Source organism: Escherichia sp. WS1118, assembly GCF_046487695.1.
Classification (GTDB): Bacteria; Pseudomonadota; Gammaproteobacteria; order Enterobacterales; family Enterobacteriaceae; genus Escherichia; species Escherichia coli.
Genome location: NZ_JBJQIZ010000001.1, coordinates 645,438 through 663,867, shown reverse-complemented (window position 1 = coordinate 663,867; position 18,430 = coordinate 645,438). Strand labels below are relative to the sequence as shown.

The following is an 18,430-nucleotide window of genomic DNA, read 5'->3' as shown; positions in this document are numbered from 1 at the left end:
TCCGGCATCGACTCACCACAAAGGTCGCAAAATCTGGTAAACTATCATCCAATTTTCTGCCCAAATGTCGGGTATTGCTCATTTTTTGTTTGATTTTCGAACAAAGAGAGTCGTTCCTTACTGGGTAACACAACTTCTGACTGGCCACCTGGTGGCTGGTAGCAGTAAAAATTCTGACTATACCTGGAGGTTTTCATGGCTGTCGCTGCCAACAAACGTTCGGTAATGACGCTGTTTTCCGGTCCTACTGACATCTATAGCCATCAGGTCCGCATTGTGCTGGCTGAGAAAGGTGTAAGTTTCGAGATCGAACACGTGGAAAAGGACAATCCGCCTCAGGATCTGATTGACCTCAACCCGAATCAGAGCGTTCCGACCCTGGTGGATCGTGAGCTGACCCTGTGGGAATCTCGCATCATTATGGAATATCTGGATGAGCGTTTCCCGCATCCGCCACTGATGCCTGTTTACCCGGTAGCTCGCGGTGAAAGCCGTCTGTACATGCATCGCATCGAAAAAGACTGGTACACGCTGATGAACACCATCATCAACGGTTCAGCTTCTGAAGCCGATGCCGCACGTAAGCAACTGCGCGAAGAACTGCTGGCGATTGCGCCGGTCTTCGGTCAGAAGCCGTACTTCCTGAGCGATGAGTTCAGCCTGGTCGATTGCTACCTTGCTCCTCTGCTGTGGCGTCTGCCGCAACTGGGCATCGAGTTCAGCGGCCCGGGTGCGAAAGAGCTGAAAGGCTATATGACCCGCGTCTTTGAACGTGACTCTTTCCTTGCTTCTTTAACTGAAGCAGAACGTGAAATGCGTCTGGGCCGGAGTTAATCTGTATGGATTTGTCACAGCTAACACCACGTCGTCCCTATCTGCTGCGTGCATTCTATGAGTGGTTGCTGGATAACCAGCTCACGCCGCACCTGGTGGTGGATGTGACGCTCCCAGGCGTGCAGGTTCCTATGGAATATGCGCGTGACGGGCAAATCGTACTCAACATTGCGCCGCGTGCTGTCGGCAATCTGGAACTGGCGAATGATGAGGTGCGCTTTAACGCGCGCTTTGGTGGCATTCCGCGTCAGGTTTCTGTGCCGCTGGCTGCCGTGCTGGCTATCTACGCCCGTGAAAATGGTGCAGGCACGATGTTTGAGCCTGAAGCTGCCTACGATGAAGATGCCAGCATCATGAATGATGAAGAGGCATCGGCAGACAACGAAACCGTTATGTCGGTTATCGATGGCGACAAGCCAGATCACGATGATGAAACTCATCCTGACGATGAACCTCCGCAGCCACCACGCGGTGGTCGACCGGCATTACGCGTTGTGAAGTAAAATGAAAACAGGCCCATGTGGCCTGTTTTGCTATCTGTCATCTTTTCGCCTGACTTTGATACTGTGCTACGATAGCGTCGTTATTATCCGCTAACGCATTTTCCTGAATGAGTCCTATGAACGCATTTGATCCGCAAGCTGAAGATTCTACTACCACTATCGGGCGCAACTTGCGCAGCCGCCCGCTGGCGCGTAAAAAACTCTCCGAAATGGTGGAAGAAGAGCTGGAACAGATGATCCGCCGTCGTGAATTTGGCGAAGGTGAACAATTACCGTCTGAACGCGAACTGATGGCGTTCTTTAACGTCGGGCGTCCTTCGGTGCGCGAAGCGCTGGCAGCGTTAAAACGCAAAGGTCTGGTGCAAATAAACAACGGCGAACGTGCCCGCGTCTCACGTCCTTCTGCGGACACCATCATCGGCGAGCTTTCCGGCATGGCGAAAGATTTCCTTTCTCATCCTGGTGGGATTGCCCATTTCGAACAATTACGTCTGTTTTTTGAATCCAGCCTGGTGCGCTATGCGGCTGAACACGCCACCGATGAGCAAATCGATTTGCTGGCAAAAGCACTGGAAATCAACAGTCAGTCGCTGGATAACAACGCGGCATTCATTCGCTCAGACGTTGATTTCCACCGCGTTCTGGCGGAGATCCCTGGTAACCCAATCTTCATGGCGATCCACGTTGCCCTGCTCGACTGGCTAATCGCCGCACGTCCAACCGTGACCGATCAGGCTCTGCATGAGCATAACAACGTTAGCTATCAACAGCATATTGCGATCGTTGACGCGATCCGCCGTCATGATCCTGACGAAGCCGATCGCGCGTTGCAATCGCATCTCAACAGCGTCTCTGCTACCTGGCACGCCTTCGGTCAGACCACCAACAAAAAGAAATAATGCCACTTTAGTGAAGCAGATCGCATTATAAGCTTTCTGTATGGGGTGTTGCTTAATTGATCTGGTATAACAGGTATAAAGGTATATCGTTTATCAGACAAGCATCACTTCAGAGGTATTTATGGCAACGAATTTACGTGGCGTAATGGCTGCACTCCTGACTCCTTTTGACCAACAACAAGCACTGGATAAAGCGAGTCTGCGCCGCCTGGTTCAGTTCAATATTCAGCAGGGCATCGACGGTTTGTACGTGGGTGGTTCGACAGGCGAAGCCTTTGTACAGAGCCTTTCAGAGCGTGAACAGGTACTGGAAATCGTCGCTGAAGAGGCGAAAGGTAAGATTAAACTCATCGCCCACGTCGGTTGCGTCAGCACCGCCGAAAGCCAACAACTTGCGGCATCGGCTAAACGTTATGGCTTCGATGCCGTCTCCGCCGTCACGCCGTTCTACTATCCTTTCAGCTTTGAAGAACACTGCGATCACTATCGGGCAATTATTGATTCGGCGGATGGGTTGCCGATGGTGGTGTACAACATTCCAGCCCTGAGCGGGGTAAAACTGACCCTGGATCAGATCAACACCCTGGTTACGCTGCCTGGTGTAGGTGCGCTGAAACAGACCTCTGGCGATCTCTATCAGATGGAGCAGATCCGTCGTGAACATCCTGATCTGGTGCTCTATAACGGTTACGACGAAATCTTCGCCTCTGGTCTTCTGGCGGGCGCAGACGGCGGTATCGGCAGCACTTACAACATCATGGGCTGGCGTTATCAGGGGATCGTGAAGGCGCTGAAAGAAGGCGATATCCAGACCGCGCAGAAACTGCAAACTGAGTGCAACAAAGTCATTGATTTACTGATCAAAACTGGCGTATTCCGCGGCCTGAAAACTGTCCTGCATTATATGGATGTCGTTTCTGTGCCGCTGTGCCGCAAACCGTTTGGTCCGGTAGATGAAAAATATCTGCCAGAACTGAAGGCGCTGGCCCAGCAGTTGATGCAAGAGCGCGGGTGAGTTGTTTCCCCTCGCTCGCCCCTACCGGGTGAGGGGAAATAAACGCATCTGTACCCTACAATTTTCATACCAAAGCGTGTGGGCATCGCCCACCGCGGGAGACTCACAATGAGTACTACAACCCAGAATATCCCGTGGTATCGCCATCTTAACCGCGCACAATGGCGGGCATTTTCCGCTGCCTGGTTGGGATATCTGCTTGACGGTTTTGATTTCGTTTTAATCGCCCTGGTACTCACCGAAGTACAGGGTGAATTCGGGCTGACGACGGTGCAGGCGGCAAGTCTGATCTCCGCAGCCTTTATCTCTCGCTGGTTCGGCGGCCTGATGCTCGGCGCTATGGGTGACCGCTACGGGCGTCGTCTGGCAATGGTCACCAGCATCGTTCTCTTCTCGGCCGGGACGCTGGCCTGCGGCTTTGCGCCAGGCTACATCACCATGTTTATCGCTCGTCTGGTCATTGGCATGGGGATGGCGGGTGAATACGGTTCCAGCGCCACCTATGTCATTGAAAGCTGGCCAAAGCATCTGCGTAACAAAGCCAGTGGTTTTCTGATTTCAGGCTTCTCAGTGGGGGCCGTCGTTGCCGCTCAGGTCTATAGTCTGGTGGTTCCGGTCTGGGGCTGGCGTGCGCTGTTCTTTATCGGCATTTTGCCAATCATCTTTGCTCTCTGGCTGCGTAAAAACATCCCGGAAGCGGAAGACTGGAAAGAGAAACACGGGGGTAAAGCACCAGTACGCACGATGGTAGACATTCTCTACCGTGGTGAACATCGCATTGCCAATATCGTAATGACACTGGCGGCGGCTACTGCGCTGTGGTTCTGCTTCGCCGGTAACCTGCAAAATGCCGCGATCGTCGCTGTTCTTGGGCTGTTATGCGCCGCAATCTTTATCAGCTTTATGGTGCAGAGTACGGGCAAACGCTGGCCAACGGGCGTAATGCTGATGGTGGTCGTGTTGTTCGCTTTCCTCTACTCATGGCCGATTCAGGCGCTGCTGCCAACGTATCTGAAAACCGATCTGGCTTATGACCCGCATACTGTCGCCAATGTGCTGTTCTTTAGTGGCTTTGGCGCGGCGGTGGGGTGCTGCGTCGGGGGCTTCCTCGGTGACTGGCTGGGAACCCGCAAAGCGTACGTTTGTAGTCTGCTGGCCTCGCAGCTGCTGATTATTCCGGTATTTGCGATTGGCGGCGCAAACGTCTGGGTGCTCGGTCTGTTACTGTTCTTCCAGCAAATGCTTGGACAAGGGATCGCCGGGATCTTACCGAAACTGATTGGCGGTTATTTCGATACCGACCAGCGTGCAGCGGGCCTGGGCTTTACCTACAACGTTGGCGCATTGGGCGGTGCACTGGCCCCAATCATCGGCGCGTTGATCGCTCAACGTCTGGATCTGGGTACTGCGCTGGCATCGCTCTCGTTCAGTCTGACATTTGTGGTGATCCTGCTGATTGGTCTGGATATGCCTTCTCGTGTTCAGCGTTGGCTGCGCCCGGAAGCATTGCGTACTCATGACGCTATCGACGGCAAACCATTTAGCGGTGCCGTGCCATTTGGCAGCGCCAAAAACAATTTAGTCAAAACCAAAAGTTAATCCTGTTGCCCGGTCTCTGTACCGGGCCTTTCGCTAAGGGAAGATGTATGTCGTTACTTGCACAACTGGATCAAAAAATCGCTGCTAACGGTGGCCTGATTGTCTCCTGCCAGCCGGTTCCGGACAGCCCGCTCGATAAACCCGAAATCGTCGCTGCCATGGCATTAGCGGCAGAGCAGGCGGGCGCGGTCGCCATTCGTATTGAAGGTGTGGCAAATCTGCAAGCCACGCGTGCGGTGGTGAGCGTGCCGATTATCGGGATTGTGAAGCGCGATCTGGAGGATTCTCCGGTACGCATCACGGCCTATATTGAAGATGTTGATGCGCTGGCGCAGGCGGGCGCGGACATTATCGCCATTGACGGCACCGACCGACCGCGTCCGGTACCTGTTGAAACGCTGCTGGCACGTATTCACCATCACGGTTTACTGGCGATGACCGACTGCTCAACGCCGGAAGACGGCCTGGCATGCCAAAAGCTGGGAGCCGAAATTATTGGCACTACGCTTTCTGGCTATACCACGCCTGAAACGCCAGAAGAGCCGGATCTGGCGCTGGTGAAAACGTTGAGCGACGCCGGATGCCGGGTGATTGCCGAAGGGCGTTACAACACGCCTGCTCAGGCGGCGGATGCGATGCGCCACGGCGCGTGGGCGGTGACGGTCGGTTCTGCCATTACGCGTCTTGAACACATTTGTCAGTGGTACAACACAGCGATGAAAAAGGCGGTGCTATGACCATACTGGCGATTGATATCGGCGGTACTAAACTTGCCGCCGCGCTGATTGGCGCTGACGGGCAGATCCGCGATCGCCGAGAACTTCCTACGCCTGCCAGCCAGACTCCGCAGGCGCTGCGTGATGCCTTATCCGCATTAGTCTCTCCGTTGCAAGCACATGCGCAGCGGGTTGCCATCGCTTCAACCGGAATTATTCGCGACGGCAGCTTGCTGGCGCTGAATCCGCATAATCTCGGTGGATTGTTACACTTTCCGTTAGTCAAAACGCTGGAGCAACTTACCAATTTGCCGACCATTGCCATTAATGATGCGCAGGCCGCAGCATGGGCGGAGTATCAGGCGCTGGATGGCGATATAACCGATATGGTGTTTATCACTGTTTCCACCGGCGTTGGCGGCGGTGTAGTGAGCGGCGGTAAACTGCGTACCGGCCCTGGCGGTCTGGCGGGGCATATCGGGCATACGCTTGCCGATCCGCATGGTCCAGTCTGCGGCTGTGGACGCACAGGTTGCGTGGAAGCGATTGCTTCTGGTCGCGGCATTGCAACGGCAGCGCAGGGGGAGTTGGCTGGTGCGAATGCGAAAACTATTTTCACGCGCGCCGGGCAGGGTGATGAGCAGGCGCAGCAACTGATTCACCGCTCCGCACGTACGCTTGCAAGGCTGATCGCTGATATTAAAGCCACAACTGATTGCCAGTGCGTGGTGGTCGGTGGCAGCGTTGGTCTGGCAGAAGGGTATCTGGCGCTGGTGGAAACGTATCTGGCGCAGGAGCCAGCGGCATTTCATGTTGATTTACTGGCGGCGCACTACCGCCACGATGCAGGTTTACTTGGGGCTGCGCTGTTGGCCCAGGGAGAAATATTATGATGATGGGTGAAGTACAGTCATTACCGTCTGCCGGATTACATCCTGCGTTACAGGACGCGTTAACGTTGGCATTAGCTGCCAGACCGCAAGAAAAAGCGCCTGGCCGTTACGAATTACAGGGCGACAATATCTTTATGAATGTCATGACATTTAATACTCAATCGCCTGTTGAGAAAAAAGCCGAATTGCACGAACAATACATTGATATCCAGCTGTTATTAAACGGTGAGGAACGGATTCTGTTTGGCATGGCAGGCACTGCGCGTCAGTGTGAAGAGTTCCACCATGAAGATGATTATCAGCTTTGCAGCGCCATTGAAAACGAGCAAGCCATCATCCTGAAACCGGGAATGTTCGCCGTGTTTATGCCGGGAGAACCGCATAAACCAGGATGCGTTGTCGGCGAACCTGATGAGATTAAAAAGGTTGTGGTGAAGGTTAAGGCTGATTTAATGGCTTAAAACTTAGTTCGTTTTAAAGATTCTGCAGACACTGTCTGCAGAATTCGAAACCGCTGAAATTAACGGCGTCTATAGCCTTCCTCTAGCACCGCCTGTGTTCGAACGAGTTCATCCGCGAGTCGTTTTTCATCAGGTAGTTGCATCTTATATTCGCTCGCCAGAACGGTGTTAGGCAAACCAGCCAGTGCATAATGCGCTTCGCCGGCTCCTTTCTCTGCACAGAGAACCAGACCGATGGGCGGATTTTCATCCGGTAGTGTCCAGTGCTCTTTGGCGTAGTTGAGATACATATTCATCTGTCCGGCATCGCTATAGCTGAATTTGCCCACTTTTAGATCGACGATTAGCAGGCAGCGTAAACGGCGGTGGAAAAACAGCAGATCGACCCGAAACCAGTTGTCATCAATGCGTAACCTTCGCTGCCGACCAACAAAGGCAAAATCATCCCCAAGTTCCAGCATGAAATCCATCAGGTGGTTGATCAGCGCCTCCTCAAAATCAGATTCTGAGTATTCATCTTTCAACTCCAGAAATTCGAGCACAAAGGGATCGCGTATCGCCTGTTGCGGAAGAATATGCATCTCGGCAGGAGCGTGTTGTTGCAGCATGGCTGATTTGTCATGTGACAGTAGTGTTCGCTCATAAAATTGGGTCGTAATTTGCCGCTCTAGCTGGCGGACAGACCAACCACAGCGGAGCGTCTCTTTTTCATAAAAGCTGCGGGCATCAGGGTTTTTAACAGAAAGTAAACGGACGTAGGTGGACCAGGGCAGGGGGAAAGATTTGGCAGACAGCGTCTGCCAAATCTTTGCCGATGGGAATTCTGCAGATGGTGTCTGCGGAATTCCCAATGGTGTTAATTCGCCAGACACTGTCTGGCGAATTTCAACATGTTGAAAAAAGAGGTAAAAAAGCCTCATTTGGCGTAAGTTTTTTGCAGAGAACCCACGCTTATACCTTAGACTTAAATCCTTTGATAGTCGCTTGATTAGCTGCGCACCATACGCAGCCCTGGCCTCGCCACCTTGTTCAAATTCGACAATTCGTCGGCCAATTTCCCAGTATGTCGCGGTCATCAGCGCGTTAACGCTACGTACCGTTTCCGTCCGGGCGCTATCGACCAGGTGAATAATACCGTCGTGGATTTGCTGGTAGCCTGTTGAGGTTCTCTCTGAGAGCGATTCCATTATCTGTCCCTTTATATGGCGCTGCGTTGAATAATGGAATCAGCTATACGCCGGGCATCTACCGGTAACAATCCAGATGAGCGTATTACATTGGTTTTCTTCAGATTATGCGAGGCGCTTTCCAGAAAGAAAGGAGAATTTCAGCGCCGACTCTTTTCTGAGGAGGCGGCGCTGGGACAGGCTTAAACTTCCAGCCAGTTCATAATACCGTCTGCCGCCTTACGACCTTCGGCAATAGCGGTCACCACCAGATCGGAACCACGGACGATATCGCCGCCAGCAAAGATTTTCGGGTTGCTGGTCTGGAAAGCGTTGTCGTTGTCTTCCGGGGCGATAATGCGCCCCTGCGAATCCAGCTCGACGCTGTGTTTTGCCAGCCATTCCATGTTGTGTGGACGGAAACCAAACGCCATGATCACCGCATCTGCCGGAACGATATGTTCGGAACCTGCCACAATCTCCGCGCGGCGACGGCCTTTGGCATCCGGTTCGCCCATTTCTGTGCGCACCATTTTTACGCCGCTGACTTTGCCGTTGCCATTCACTTCTATACCCAGCGGCTGGACGTTGAATTTGAACTCTACGCCTTCTTCCCGCGCGTTTTTCACTTCGCGGCGGGAACCCGGCATGTTCTCTTCATCACGACGATAGGCACAGGTAACGTGCTTTGCCCCCTGGCGTACAGACGTGCGCACGCAGTCCATCGCAGTGTCGCCACCGCCAAGGACCACCACGCGTTTGCCTTCCATGCTGACGAACGGTTCGTCGCGGGTTTCACCAAAGCCCATTAACTGTTTGGTGTTGGCGATAAGGAACGGCAGCGCTGCGTACACGCCATCGGCGTCTTCGTTTTCCAGCCCGCCGCGCATTGACTGATAAGTCCCGACGCCAAGGAACACGGCATCGTAATCACTCAGCAGATCGTCCAGCTGTACGTCGCGGCCCACTTCGGTATTGAGTTTGAATTCAATACCCATGCCGGTGAAGATTTCACGGCGGCGCGCCATTACCTCTTTTTCCAGCTTGAAGGCCGGAATACCGAAGGTTAGCAAGCCGCCAATTTCCGGGTGACGGTCGAAGACAACCGCTTTTACGCCGTTGCGCGTCAGGACATCCGCGCACGCCAGACCCGCCGGACCTGCGCCGATAATCGCTACTTTTTTACCGGTCTGTTTCACGCCGGACATATCCGGACGCCAGCCCATCTCGAACGCTTTATCATTGATATAACGCTCAATGTTGCCGATGGTCACCGCACCGAACTCATCGTTCAGGGTGCAGGAACCTTCGCACAGACGGTCTTGCGGGCAGACACGTCCGCAAACTTCCGGCAGGGTGTTTGTCTGGTGCGACAGTTCCGCCGCTTCAAAAATACGCCCCTCATTGGCGAGCTTCAGCCAGTTTGGGATGTAGTTGTGTACCGGGCATTTCCACTCGCAGTATGGGTTGCCGCACGACAGGCAGCGGTCAGCCTGCGCTTTGGCCTGGCCTTCGGAAAACGGCTCGTAAATTTCAACAAACTCAATTTTGCGGATCTTCAGCGGTTTCTTTGGCGGATCAACGCGCTGCAGGTCGATAAATTGATAAACATTCTGACTCATTGTTGCTACCCCTTACTGCGCCTGCACGCGCAACTCTGCTGCGCTACGACTACGGTGACCCAGCAGTGCTTTTACATCACTGGACTTCGGTTTAACCAGCGCAAATTTAGTGGCGAAGGTTGACCAGTTCGCCAGAATCTCTTCACCACGCTGGGAACCGGTATGCTGAACATGCTCGGTGATAAGACCACGCAGATGCTCTTCATGGATCGCCAGATCGTCAACGCTTAAGACCTCGACCAGTTCCGGGTTAACGCGTTTGCGGAAATCGCCGCTTTCATCGAGAACGTAAGCGAAGCCGCCAGTCATGCCCGCGCCGAAGTTAACGCCGGTTTTACCCAGAATACAGACGATACCACCCGTCATATATTCACAGCCGTTGTCGCCAATGCCTTCTACCACGGTGATAGCACCGGAGTTACGCACGCCGAAACGTTCACCCGCGCGGCCTGCGGCATACAGACGACCACCGGTCGCGCCATACAGGCAGGTGTTGCCGATAATGCTCGCTTCATGGCTGCGGAAGGCTGAGCCAACCGGAGGACGAATGGCGATTAAGCCACCCGCCATGCCTTTACCGACATAGTCGTTGGCATCACCGGTCAGGTACAGTTCCACGCCGCCCGCGTTCCACACGCCGAAGCTCTGGCCTGCGGTGCCGTTGAAGTACGCTTTGATAGGATCGGCAGCCAGCCCCTGATCGCCGTGCGTCTGGGCGATATAGCCTGAAAGCGACGCGCCGACAGAACGGTCGGTGTTGCGGATATCGAACCAGAAGGTTTTGCTCTGGCGTTCATCGACAAACGGTTTTGCCTGTTGCAGCAACTGCGCGTTCAGCAGGCCGTTATCAAACGGCGGGTTGTTTTCGGTGCAGTAGAGCGCTTTACCAGGATGCGGCTCGGCAGTCTCCAGCAGCTTCGACAGTGCCAGTTTCTGCTGTTTGGCGATGAAACCGTCCAGCTCTTTCAGCAGGTCGGTGCGACCAATCAGATCCACCAGACGCGTTACCCCCAGCTGTGCCATCAGCTCGCGGGTTTCACGGGCGATAAACTCAAAGTAATTAGTCACTTTGAACGGCAGGCCGTGATAGTGATTCTTACGCAGTTTGTCATCCTGAGTTGCTACACCCGTGGCGCAGTTGTTCAGGTGGCAAATTCGCAGATATTTACAGCCAAGCGCTACCATCGGGCCAGTGCCGAAGCCAAAACTTTCCGCGCCAAGAATCGCCGCTTTGATGATATCGACACCCGTTTTCAGGCCGCCATCGACCTGCAAACGGATCTTGTGACGCAAGCCGTTGGCAACCAGCGCCTGTTGGGTTTCAACAAGCCCCAGCTCCCACGGACAGCCTGCGTATTTCACCGATGAAAGCGGACTTGCGCCGGTGCCGCCGTCATAGCCTGCGATGGTGATTAAATCGGCATAAGCTTTTGCCACGCCAGTCGCGATGGTGCCTACGCCCGGTTCGGAAACCAGCTTCACGGAGATCATCGCTTTCGGGTTAACCTGTTTGAGGTCGAAAATCAGCTGCGCTAAATCCTCAATAGAATAGATATCGTGGTGCGGCGGCGGGGAGATCAGCGTCACGCCCGGCACCGAATAGCGCAGTTTGGCAATGTAAGGAGTGACTTTATCACCCGGTAACTGACCACCTTCACCCGGCTTCGCGCCCTGGGCGACTTTTATCTGAATGACGTCGGCATTGACCAGATACGCCGGAGTAACCCCAAAGCGACCGGACGCCACCTGCTTGATGCGCGACACTTTGTTAGTGCCATAGCGCGCCGGGTCTTCACCGCCTTCGCCGGAGTTTGAGTTACCGCCGATGCTGTTCATCGCTTCCGCCAGCGCCTCGTGGGCTTCCGGGCTTAACGCGCCGATAGACATCGCAGCGGTATCGAAGCGTTTAAACAGTTCGCTTGCCGGTTCAACATCGGCAATGTTGACTGCGTTTTCACCCGGCGTAATTGCCAGCAGATCGCGTAGCGTGGTTGCCGGACGCTCATTAACCAGCTTCGCGTATTCCTGATAGTCGCTATACTCGCCGCTTTGTACCGCCTGCTGCAGTGTGCGCACCACGTCCGGGTTGTAGGCGTGGTATTCGCCGCCGTGCACGTATTTCAGCAGGCCGCCCTGGCTGATGGGCTTGCGCGCCAGCCAGGCACGTTTCGACAGATTCAGCAGATCCTGCTGGAAGTCTTCAAAGCTCGCCCCGCCAATGCGGCTAACCGCGCCCTGGAAGCACAGGCCTACGACATCATCGTGCAGACCGACCGCTTCAAACAGTTTCGAGCAGCGGTAAGAGGCGATGGTGGAGATGCCCATTTTGGACATGATTTTGTACAAGCCTTTGTTGATGCCGTTACGGTAGTTGAGCATCACGGTACGATAATCTTTGGCAATCGCGTGGGTGTCTACCAGGCGGCCCAGCGTTTCATAGGCAAGGTACGGATAAATAGCCGTCGCACCGAAGCCCAGCAACACGGCGAAGTGGTGCGGATCACGGGCGCTGGCGGTTTCTACGATGATGTTGGCATCGCAACGCAGGCTTTGCTCGACAAGACGGGTCTGGATCGCGCCAACCGCCATCGGAGCCGGAACCGGCAGGCGATCTTTAGCGATATTCCGGTCGGAGAGCACCAGCAGCACGGTGCCACTACGTACCATTTTTTCGGCTTTGTCGCACAGCTCTTTCACCGTCGCTTCGAGCGTGGTTTTAGTGACGTCAAAGGTGATATCCAGCGTATCTGCGCGGTAGTGATCCTCTTTCATCGTCGTGAGCTGTTTGAAATCGGAATAGAGCAGAATCGGCGATTTAAAGCTTAAACGGTGCGCCTGGCCTTCTGCTTCACAGAAGACGTTCATTTCACGACCGATACTGGTGGCGAGCGACATAACATGCGCTTCGCGCAGCGGGTCGATTGGCGGGTTGGTTACCTGAGCAAACTGCTGGCGGAAGTAGTCGTAAATAATGCGCGGCTGGCTGGAGAGCACGGCGAATGGGGTGTCGTCGCCCATCGAACCGACCGCTTCCTGACCGTTTTCACCCAGTACGCGGATCACCGAATCCAGCTCTTCCGCGCTGTAGTTAAATTGTTTCTGGTAGCTGGCAAGCGTGTCGTCGTCCAGTTCGCGGCTACCCACTTCTTCATCGGGCAGATCTTCAAACGGTACCAGACGGCGGACGTTTTTCTCCATCCACTCTTTATAGGGATGGCGGCTTTTCAGGTCATCATCGGTTTCTGCCGAGTGTAGAATGCGCCCACTGCGAGTGTCGATCACCATCAGTTCGCCTGGCCCTACGCGGCCTTTTTCGACCACTTCGTCAGGCTGATAATCCCAGATACCGACTTCAGAGGCGCAGGTGATCAGTTTATCTTTGGTGATGACGTAGCGTGCCGGACGCAGACCGTTACGGTCGAGGTTACAGGCGGCGAAACGACCGTCAGACATCACGATGCCTGCCGGACCATCCCACGGCTCCATATGCATGGAGTTAAAGTCAAAGAAGGCACGCAGTTCCGGGTCCATATCCGGGTTGTTCTGCCAGGCTGGTGGCACTAACAGACGCATGGCACGGATGATATCCATCCCGCCTGCCAGCAGGAGTTCCAGCATGTTATCCATCGAACTGGAGTCAGAGCCGGTTTCGTTGACGAACGGCGCGGCGTCGTGCAGGTCAGGGATCAGCGGCGTCTGGAATTTATAGGTACGCGCACGCGCCCATTGGCGGTTACCAGTGATGGTGTTGATTTCACCGTTATGCGCGAGGTAGCGGAACGGCTGCGCCAGCGGCCAGCGCGGTACGGTGTTAGTGGAAAAGCGCTGGTGAAACAGGCAGATGGCCGATTCCAGACGCAGGTCAGCGAGGTCCAGGTAGAAGCGCGGCAGATCCGCCGGCATACACAGACCTTTATAAATATTGACCAGATTCGACAGGCTACAGACGTAGAAGTCTTTGTCGGCTTCGAGACGCTTTTCAATGCGGCGGCGGGCGATAAACAGACGGCGCTCCATATCGCGCGGACGCCAGCCTGCCGGGGCGTTCACAAAAATTTGCTCAATGCGTGGCAGAGAGGAGAGGGCGATTTCACCCAGCACGCCTTCGTTAGTGGGGACATCACGCCAGCCCACAATCGACAACGTTTCGCGTTGCAGCTCTTCTTCAACGATGCGGCGTGCGGCAGCGGCGAGTTCAGGATCTTTATTCAGGAAGAGCATCCCGACGGCGTAGTTTTTTGCTAAACGCCAGCCGCGCTCCTGCGCAACGATGCGAAAAAAACGATCCGGTTTTTGTAACAGCAAGCCGCAACCGTCACCGGTTTTACCATCGGCGAGAATCGCGCCACGGTGCTGCATGCGGGCCAGTGCGTGTATTGCAGTACGCACTACCTTGTGGCTAGGTTCGCCTTCTATGTGGGCGATCAGGCCGAAACCACAGTTATCCCTCTCAAGGGATTTATCGTACAACATATCGTGAACCTCCCCCAGGCTCTGCGGGAACCCCACTTCCGAACCGCTGCGCACGGGCACAGTAAGAGCGTGGCGACGGGGTTTGCGTGTCATACGCGCGCCTCGCATTCGCCCCCTTGTTGTCCTTTTCGCATCGGTTAATACGGTGAAGAGGGGATCTCAATTACTGCATAAATATGATGAGCAGGCTGCTCATCCAGAAAGCTTCCAGCGGATTTCCAACTTATCGGGAAAGCTGATACAGGTCAAATGGCAAGCTTATTGGTACAGAAATGTGCTTTAGCGCAAAATTCTTTATTAATTATCTGAAATTAAATTGGATTTTCTATTTAAGGCTAAAAGGGGCGTCGTTAGAGAAACAGCCAATACCTGACTGTCATAAAGGCGTGTTAACCCTTATCCTGCCTTGAACTGACGAGAAAACCAGCATTTTATACTGCCTTAATTGGTAATAACGTTTCATGCTACTGTTTTTGCCTAAAATCCATAAGGAGATAAAAAAATCTGACACAAGATAAGCAAAAGTGATTTATGTGATTGTGCATGAAATTTCGGTAATTTTGATTGATTATGCAGTTGATAAAAGCAGGCCGGGACGATTGATCCAGGTCATCGCCGAATTGGGCTAAAAATGGCAGGCTTTGGCCTCTTTTCAAGGCGCGGTCTATCAGATTATGCAGTTACAGAAATTAGTCAATATGTTTGGTGGTGATCTCACCCGTCGTTATGGGCAAAAGGTGCATAAGCTGACGCTGCATGGCGGTTTTAGCTGCCCTAACCGTGACGGTACCATCGGGCGTGGCGGCTGCACATTCTGTAATGTTGCCTCGTTTGCCGATGAAGCGCAGCAGCATCGTTCCATTGCCGAGCAACTGGCGCACCAGGCGAATTTAGTTAACCGCGCTAAACGCTATCTGGCCTACTTTCAGGCGTATACCAGCACCTTTGCGGAAGTTCAGGTGCTGCGTTCGATGTATCAGCAGGCGGTGAGCCAGGCCAATATTGTCGGTTTGTGTGTTGGTACCCGCCCGGACTGCGTGCCGGATGCGGTGCTGGATCTGCTTTGCGAATATAAGGACCAGGGCTACGAAGTGTGGCTGGAGCTGGGGCTACAAACCGCCCACGACAAAACGCTGCATCGCATCAATCGCGGTCATGATTTTGCCTGCTATCAGCGCACGACGCAGCTGGCGCGTGAGCGTGGGCTGAAGGTGTGTTCTCACTTAATTGTTGGCCTGCCTGGCGAAGGGCAGGCTGAATGTTTGCAAACGCTGGAGCGAGTGGTTGAAACCGGCGTGGACGGCATAAAGCTGCATCCGCTGCATATAGTGAAAGGCAGCATTATGGCGAAAGCCTGGGAAGCGGGGCGTTTGAACGGAATTGAACTGGAGGATTACACGCTCACTGCCGGAGAAATGATTCGCCATACGCCACCGGAAGTGATCTACCACCGCATTTCCGCCAGCGCCCGTCGCCCGACGCTGCTTGCTCCGCTGTGGTGCGAAAATCGATGGACGGGAATGGTCGGGCTGGATCGTTATCTGAATGAACATGGCGTACAGGGATCGGCGCTGGGACGTCCGTGGCTACCTCCAACGGCGTAGGCCATTGAGGGGAATTCCGCATTTCTCACACAATTTATAACGTAACTGTCAGAATTGGGTATTATTGGGGCAGGTTGTCGTGAAGGAATTCCCTAATGAAGCAAATTCGTCTGCTGGCGCAGTATTATGTTGACCTGATGATGAAGTTAGGTCTGGTGCGCTTCTCAATGTTGCTGGCGCTGGCCCTCGTCGTTCTTGCCATTGTGGTACAAATGGCGGTAACCATGGTGCTGCATGGCCAGGTCGAAAGCATTGATGTTATTCGTTCTATCTTCTTTGGTTTGCTGATTACGCCGTGGGCGGTCTACTTTCTATCGGTGGTCGTCGAGCAACTGGAGGAGTCACGACAACGTCTGTCACGACTGGTGCAAAAACTGGAGGAGATGCGCGAGCGCGATTTGAGCCTCAACGTTCAGTTAAAAGATAATATTGCCCAGCTAAATCAGGAAATCGCCGTTCGTGAAAAAGCGGAAGCAGAACTGCAGGAAACCTTCGGCCAACTGAAAATTGAAATCAAAGAGCGCGAAGAGACACAAATTCAGCTCGAGCAGCAATCCTCATTCTTACGTTCCTTCCTTGACGCTTCACCCGACCTGGTTTTTTATCGTAACGAAGATAAAGAGTTTTCCGGCTGTAACCGCGCGATGGAGCTGCTGACCGGAAAAAGCGAAAAACAACTGGTTCACCTGAAACCTGCTGATGTTTACTCACCGGAAGCCGCTGCGAAAGTCATTGAAACCGATGAAAAAGTGTTCCGTCATAATGTGTCACTGACCTATGAGCAGTGGCTGGATTATCCCGACGGACGCAAAGCCTGCTTTGAAATCCGTAAAGTACCGTACTACGACCGCGTGGGTAAACGTCACGGTTTGATGGGCTTTGGTCGCGACATTACCGAGCGTAAGCGGTATCAGGATGCGCTTGAACGGGCCAGCCGCGACAAAACGACGTTTATCTCCACCATCAGTCACGAATTGCGTACACCGCTGAATGGTATCGTCGGCCTGAGCCGCATTCTGCTGGATACCGAACTCACCGCCGAGCAGGAAAAATATCTCAAAACCATCCATGTTTCGGCCGTCACGCTCGGGAATATCTTCAACGATATTATCGACATGGATAAGATGGAACGGCGTAAGGTCCAGCTTGATAATCAGCCGGTTGATTTCACCAGCTTCCTTGCCGATCTGGAAAATCTCTCCGCATTGCAGGCGCAACAAAAAGGATTGCGCTTTAATCTGGAGCCGACGCTGCCATTACCGCATCAGGTCATTACCGACGGGACGCGTTTACGGCAGATCTTGTGGAACCTCATCAGTAACGCCGTCAAATTCACTCAGCAAGGCCAGGTTACCGTGCGCGTGCGCTACGATGAAGGCGATATGCTGCATTTTGAAGTGGAAGACTCTGGTATCGGCATTCCGCAGGATGAGCTGGATAAAATCTTCGCCATGTATTACCAGGTGAAAGACAGTCATGGCGGTAAACCTGCCACCGGCACCGGTATTGGTCTGGCCGTTTCTCGTCGTCTGGCGAAAAATATGGGCGGCGATATTACGGTTACCAGCGAACAGGGCAAAGGTTCAACCTTTACGTTGACGATCCACGCACCGTCGGTAGCAGAAGAGGTTGATGATGCGTTTGATGAAGACGATATGCCTTTACCGGCGCTGAATGTGCTGCTGGTGGAAGACATTGAACTGAACGTGATTGTCGCACGCTCTGTGCTGGAAAAATTAGGTAACAGCGTTGATGTCGCCATGACCGGCAAGGCGGCGCTGGAGATGTTTAAACCGGGCGAATACGACCTGGTGTTGCTGGATATTCAGTTGCCAGATATGACCGGGCTGGATATCTCTCGTGAACTGACGAAGCGTTATCCGCGCGAGGATTTACCACCGCTGGTGGCCTTAACCGCTAACGTGCTGAAAGACAAACAAGAGTACCTCAATGCTGGAATGGATGATGTGCTGAGTAAGCCGCTTTCTGTTCCGGCGCTAACCGCGATGATCAAGAAATTCTGGGATACCCAGGATGATGAGGAAAGTACGGTGACGACAGAAGAGAACAGTAAATCAGAAGCATTGCTCGATATTCCCATGCTGGAACAGTATCTCGAACTTGTAGGACCGAAGCTGATCACCGACGGGTTAGCGGTGTTTGAGAAGATGATGCCGGGCTATGTCAGCGTGCTGGAGTCGAATCTGACGGCGCAGGATAAAAAAGGCATTGTTGAGGAAGGACATAAAATTAAAGGTGCGGCGGGGTCAGTGGGGTTACGCCATCTGCAACAGCTGGGTCAGCAAATTCAGTCTCCTGACCTTCCCGCCTGGGAAGATAACGTCGGTGAATGGATTGAAGAGATGAAAGAAGAGTGGCGTCACGACGTAGAAGTACTGAAAGCGTGGGTGGCAAAAGCCACTAAAAAATGACCCCGGCTAGACCGGGGTGCGCGAATACTGCGCCAACACCAGGGAAATCTTGGCTGCGCCGTAAATTATTATGATGAGTTACAAGGGCACAGCACTGTTTTTCAGGCCGCACGCAGTTAAGATAGCAAAACTTAAATGATTTGTTACATGAATCAGTTAAATGTGTGATGCGTAGCATTTTTATTAAAAAAATTAATGTGTTTCAGTCAATTG

Annotated in this window: 13 protein-coding genes; 10 read left to right on the top strand and 3 right to left on the bottom strand. The window is 53.5% G+C overall.

Going from position 1 to position 18,430, the window contains the following annotated elements:
- Nucleotides 1-195 precede the first annotated feature (195 nt).
- The 8 genes from sspA to nanQ all read left to right on the top strand — a co-directional run bounded on the left by sspA (nt 196) and on the right by nanQ (nt 6,920).
- Nucleotides 196-834, top strand: a complete 639-nt coding sequence (gene sspA, locus ACJHYO_RS03215) for a stringent starvation protein SspA (protein WP_000257293.1) — start codon at nt 196-198, stop codon at nt 832-834.
- Nucleotides 835-839: 5 nt separating this feature from the next.
- Complete coding sequence (gene sspB / locus ACJHYO_RS03210) at nt 840-1,337, top strand: ClpXP protease specificity-enhancing factor (protein WP_000366127.1); 498 nt, start codon at nt 840-842, stop codon at nt 1,335-1,337.
- A 107-nt stretch (nt 1,338-1,444) separates the two neighbouring features.
- Nucleotides 1,445-2,236, top strand: coding sequence for a transcriptional regulator NanR (gene nanR / locus ACJHYO_RS03205; protein ID WP_000074796.1), 792 nt, complete (start codon nt 1,445-1,447; stop codon nt 2,234-2,236).
- Between the two features lie 121 nt (nt 2,237-2,357).
- A complete protein-coding gene (gene nanA / locus ACJHYO_RS03200) occupies nt 2,358-3,251 on the top strand; it encodes an N-acetylneuraminate lyase (RefSeq protein ID WP_000224714.1) in 894 nt (297 codons plus the stop codon).
- A gap of 108 nt (nt 3,252-3,359) precedes the next feature.
- Nucleotides 3,360-4,850 carry a sialic acid transporter NanT gene (nanT, locus tag ACJHYO_RS03195; protein ID WP_000108474.1) on the top strand — a complete coding sequence of 497 codons (1,491 nt, stop codon included), beginning with the start codon at nt 3,360-3,362 and terminating at the stop codon, nt 4,848-4,850.
- Between the two features lie 47 nt (nt 4,851-4,897).
- Entirely contained in the window at nt 4,898-5,587 is a 690-nt protein-coding gene (locus tag ACJHYO_RS03190) for an N-acetylmannosamine-6-phosphate 2-epimerase (RefSeq protein WP_000054239.1), read from the top strand.
- Nucleotides 5,584-6,459, top strand: a complete 876-nt coding sequence (gene nanK, locus ACJHYO_RS03185; RefSeq protein WP_085455560.1) for an N-acetylmannosamine kinase — start codon at nt 5,584-5,586, stop codon at nt 6,457-6,459. The genes ACJHYO_RS03190 and nanK overlap by 4 nt, the downstream gene beginning before the upstream one ends.
- Nucleotides 6,456-6,920, top strand: a complete 465-nt coding sequence (gene nanQ / locus ACJHYO_RS03180; protein ID WP_000979873.1) for an N-acetylneuraminate anomerase — start codon at nt 6,456-6,458, stop codon at nt 6,918-6,920. Before nanK ends, nanQ begins: the two co-directional genes overlap by 4 nt.
- 59 nt (nt 6,921-6,979) lie before the next feature.
- Here the strand turns inward: nanQ and ACJHYO_RS03175 are convergent, their stop codons facing one another.
- The 3 genes from ACJHYO_RS03175 to gltB all read right to left on the bottom strand — a co-directional run bounded on the left by ACJHYO_RS03175 (nt 6,980) and on the right by gltB (nt 14,181).
- The gene (locus ACJHYO_RS03175; protein ID WP_000445149.1) at nt 6,980-8,107 is read right to left on the bottom strand and encodes a YhcG family protein; all 1,128 of its coding nucleotides are present in this window, start codon (nt 8,105-8,107) and stop codon (nt 6,980-6,982) included.
- A 182-nt stretch (nt 8,108-8,289) separates the two neighbouring features.
- A complete protein-coding gene (gene gltD / locus ACJHYO_RS03170; RefSeq protein ID WP_085455559.1) occupies nt 8,290-9,708 on the bottom strand; it encodes a glutamate synthase subunit GltD in 1,419 nt (472 codons plus the stop codon).
- Nucleotides 9,709-9,720: 12 nt separating this feature from the next.
- Nucleotides 9,721-14,181 (bottom strand): glutamate synthase large subunit, encoded by a 4,461-nt coding sequence (gene gltB, locus ACJHYO_RS03165; protein WP_001357725.1) that lies wholly within the window; start codon nt 14,179-14,181, stop codon nt 9,721-9,723.
- A 674-nt stretch (nt 14,182-14,855) separates the two neighbouring features.
- On the opposite strand from gltB, the gene ACJHYO_RS03160 reads away from it, so the two are divergent.
- Together ACJHYO_RS03160 and arcB are read left to right on the top strand one after the other, a co-directional pair.
- The gene (locus ACJHYO_RS03160; protein ID WP_001298679.1) at nt 14,856-15,785 is read left to right on the top strand and encodes a TIGR01212 family radical SAM protein; all 930 of its coding nucleotides are present in this window, start codon (nt 14,856-14,858) and stop codon (nt 15,783-15,785) included.
- A gap of 95 nt (nt 15,786-15,880) precedes the next feature.
- The gene (arcB, locus tag ACJHYO_RS03155; RefSeq protein WP_000809774.1) at nt 15,881-18,217 is read left to right on the top strand and encodes an aerobic respiration two-component sensor histidine kinase ArcB; all 2,337 of its coding nucleotides are present in this window, start codon (nt 15,881-15,883) and stop codon (nt 18,215-18,217) included.
- The last annotated feature ends 213 nt before the right edge of the window (nt 18,218-18,430 follow it).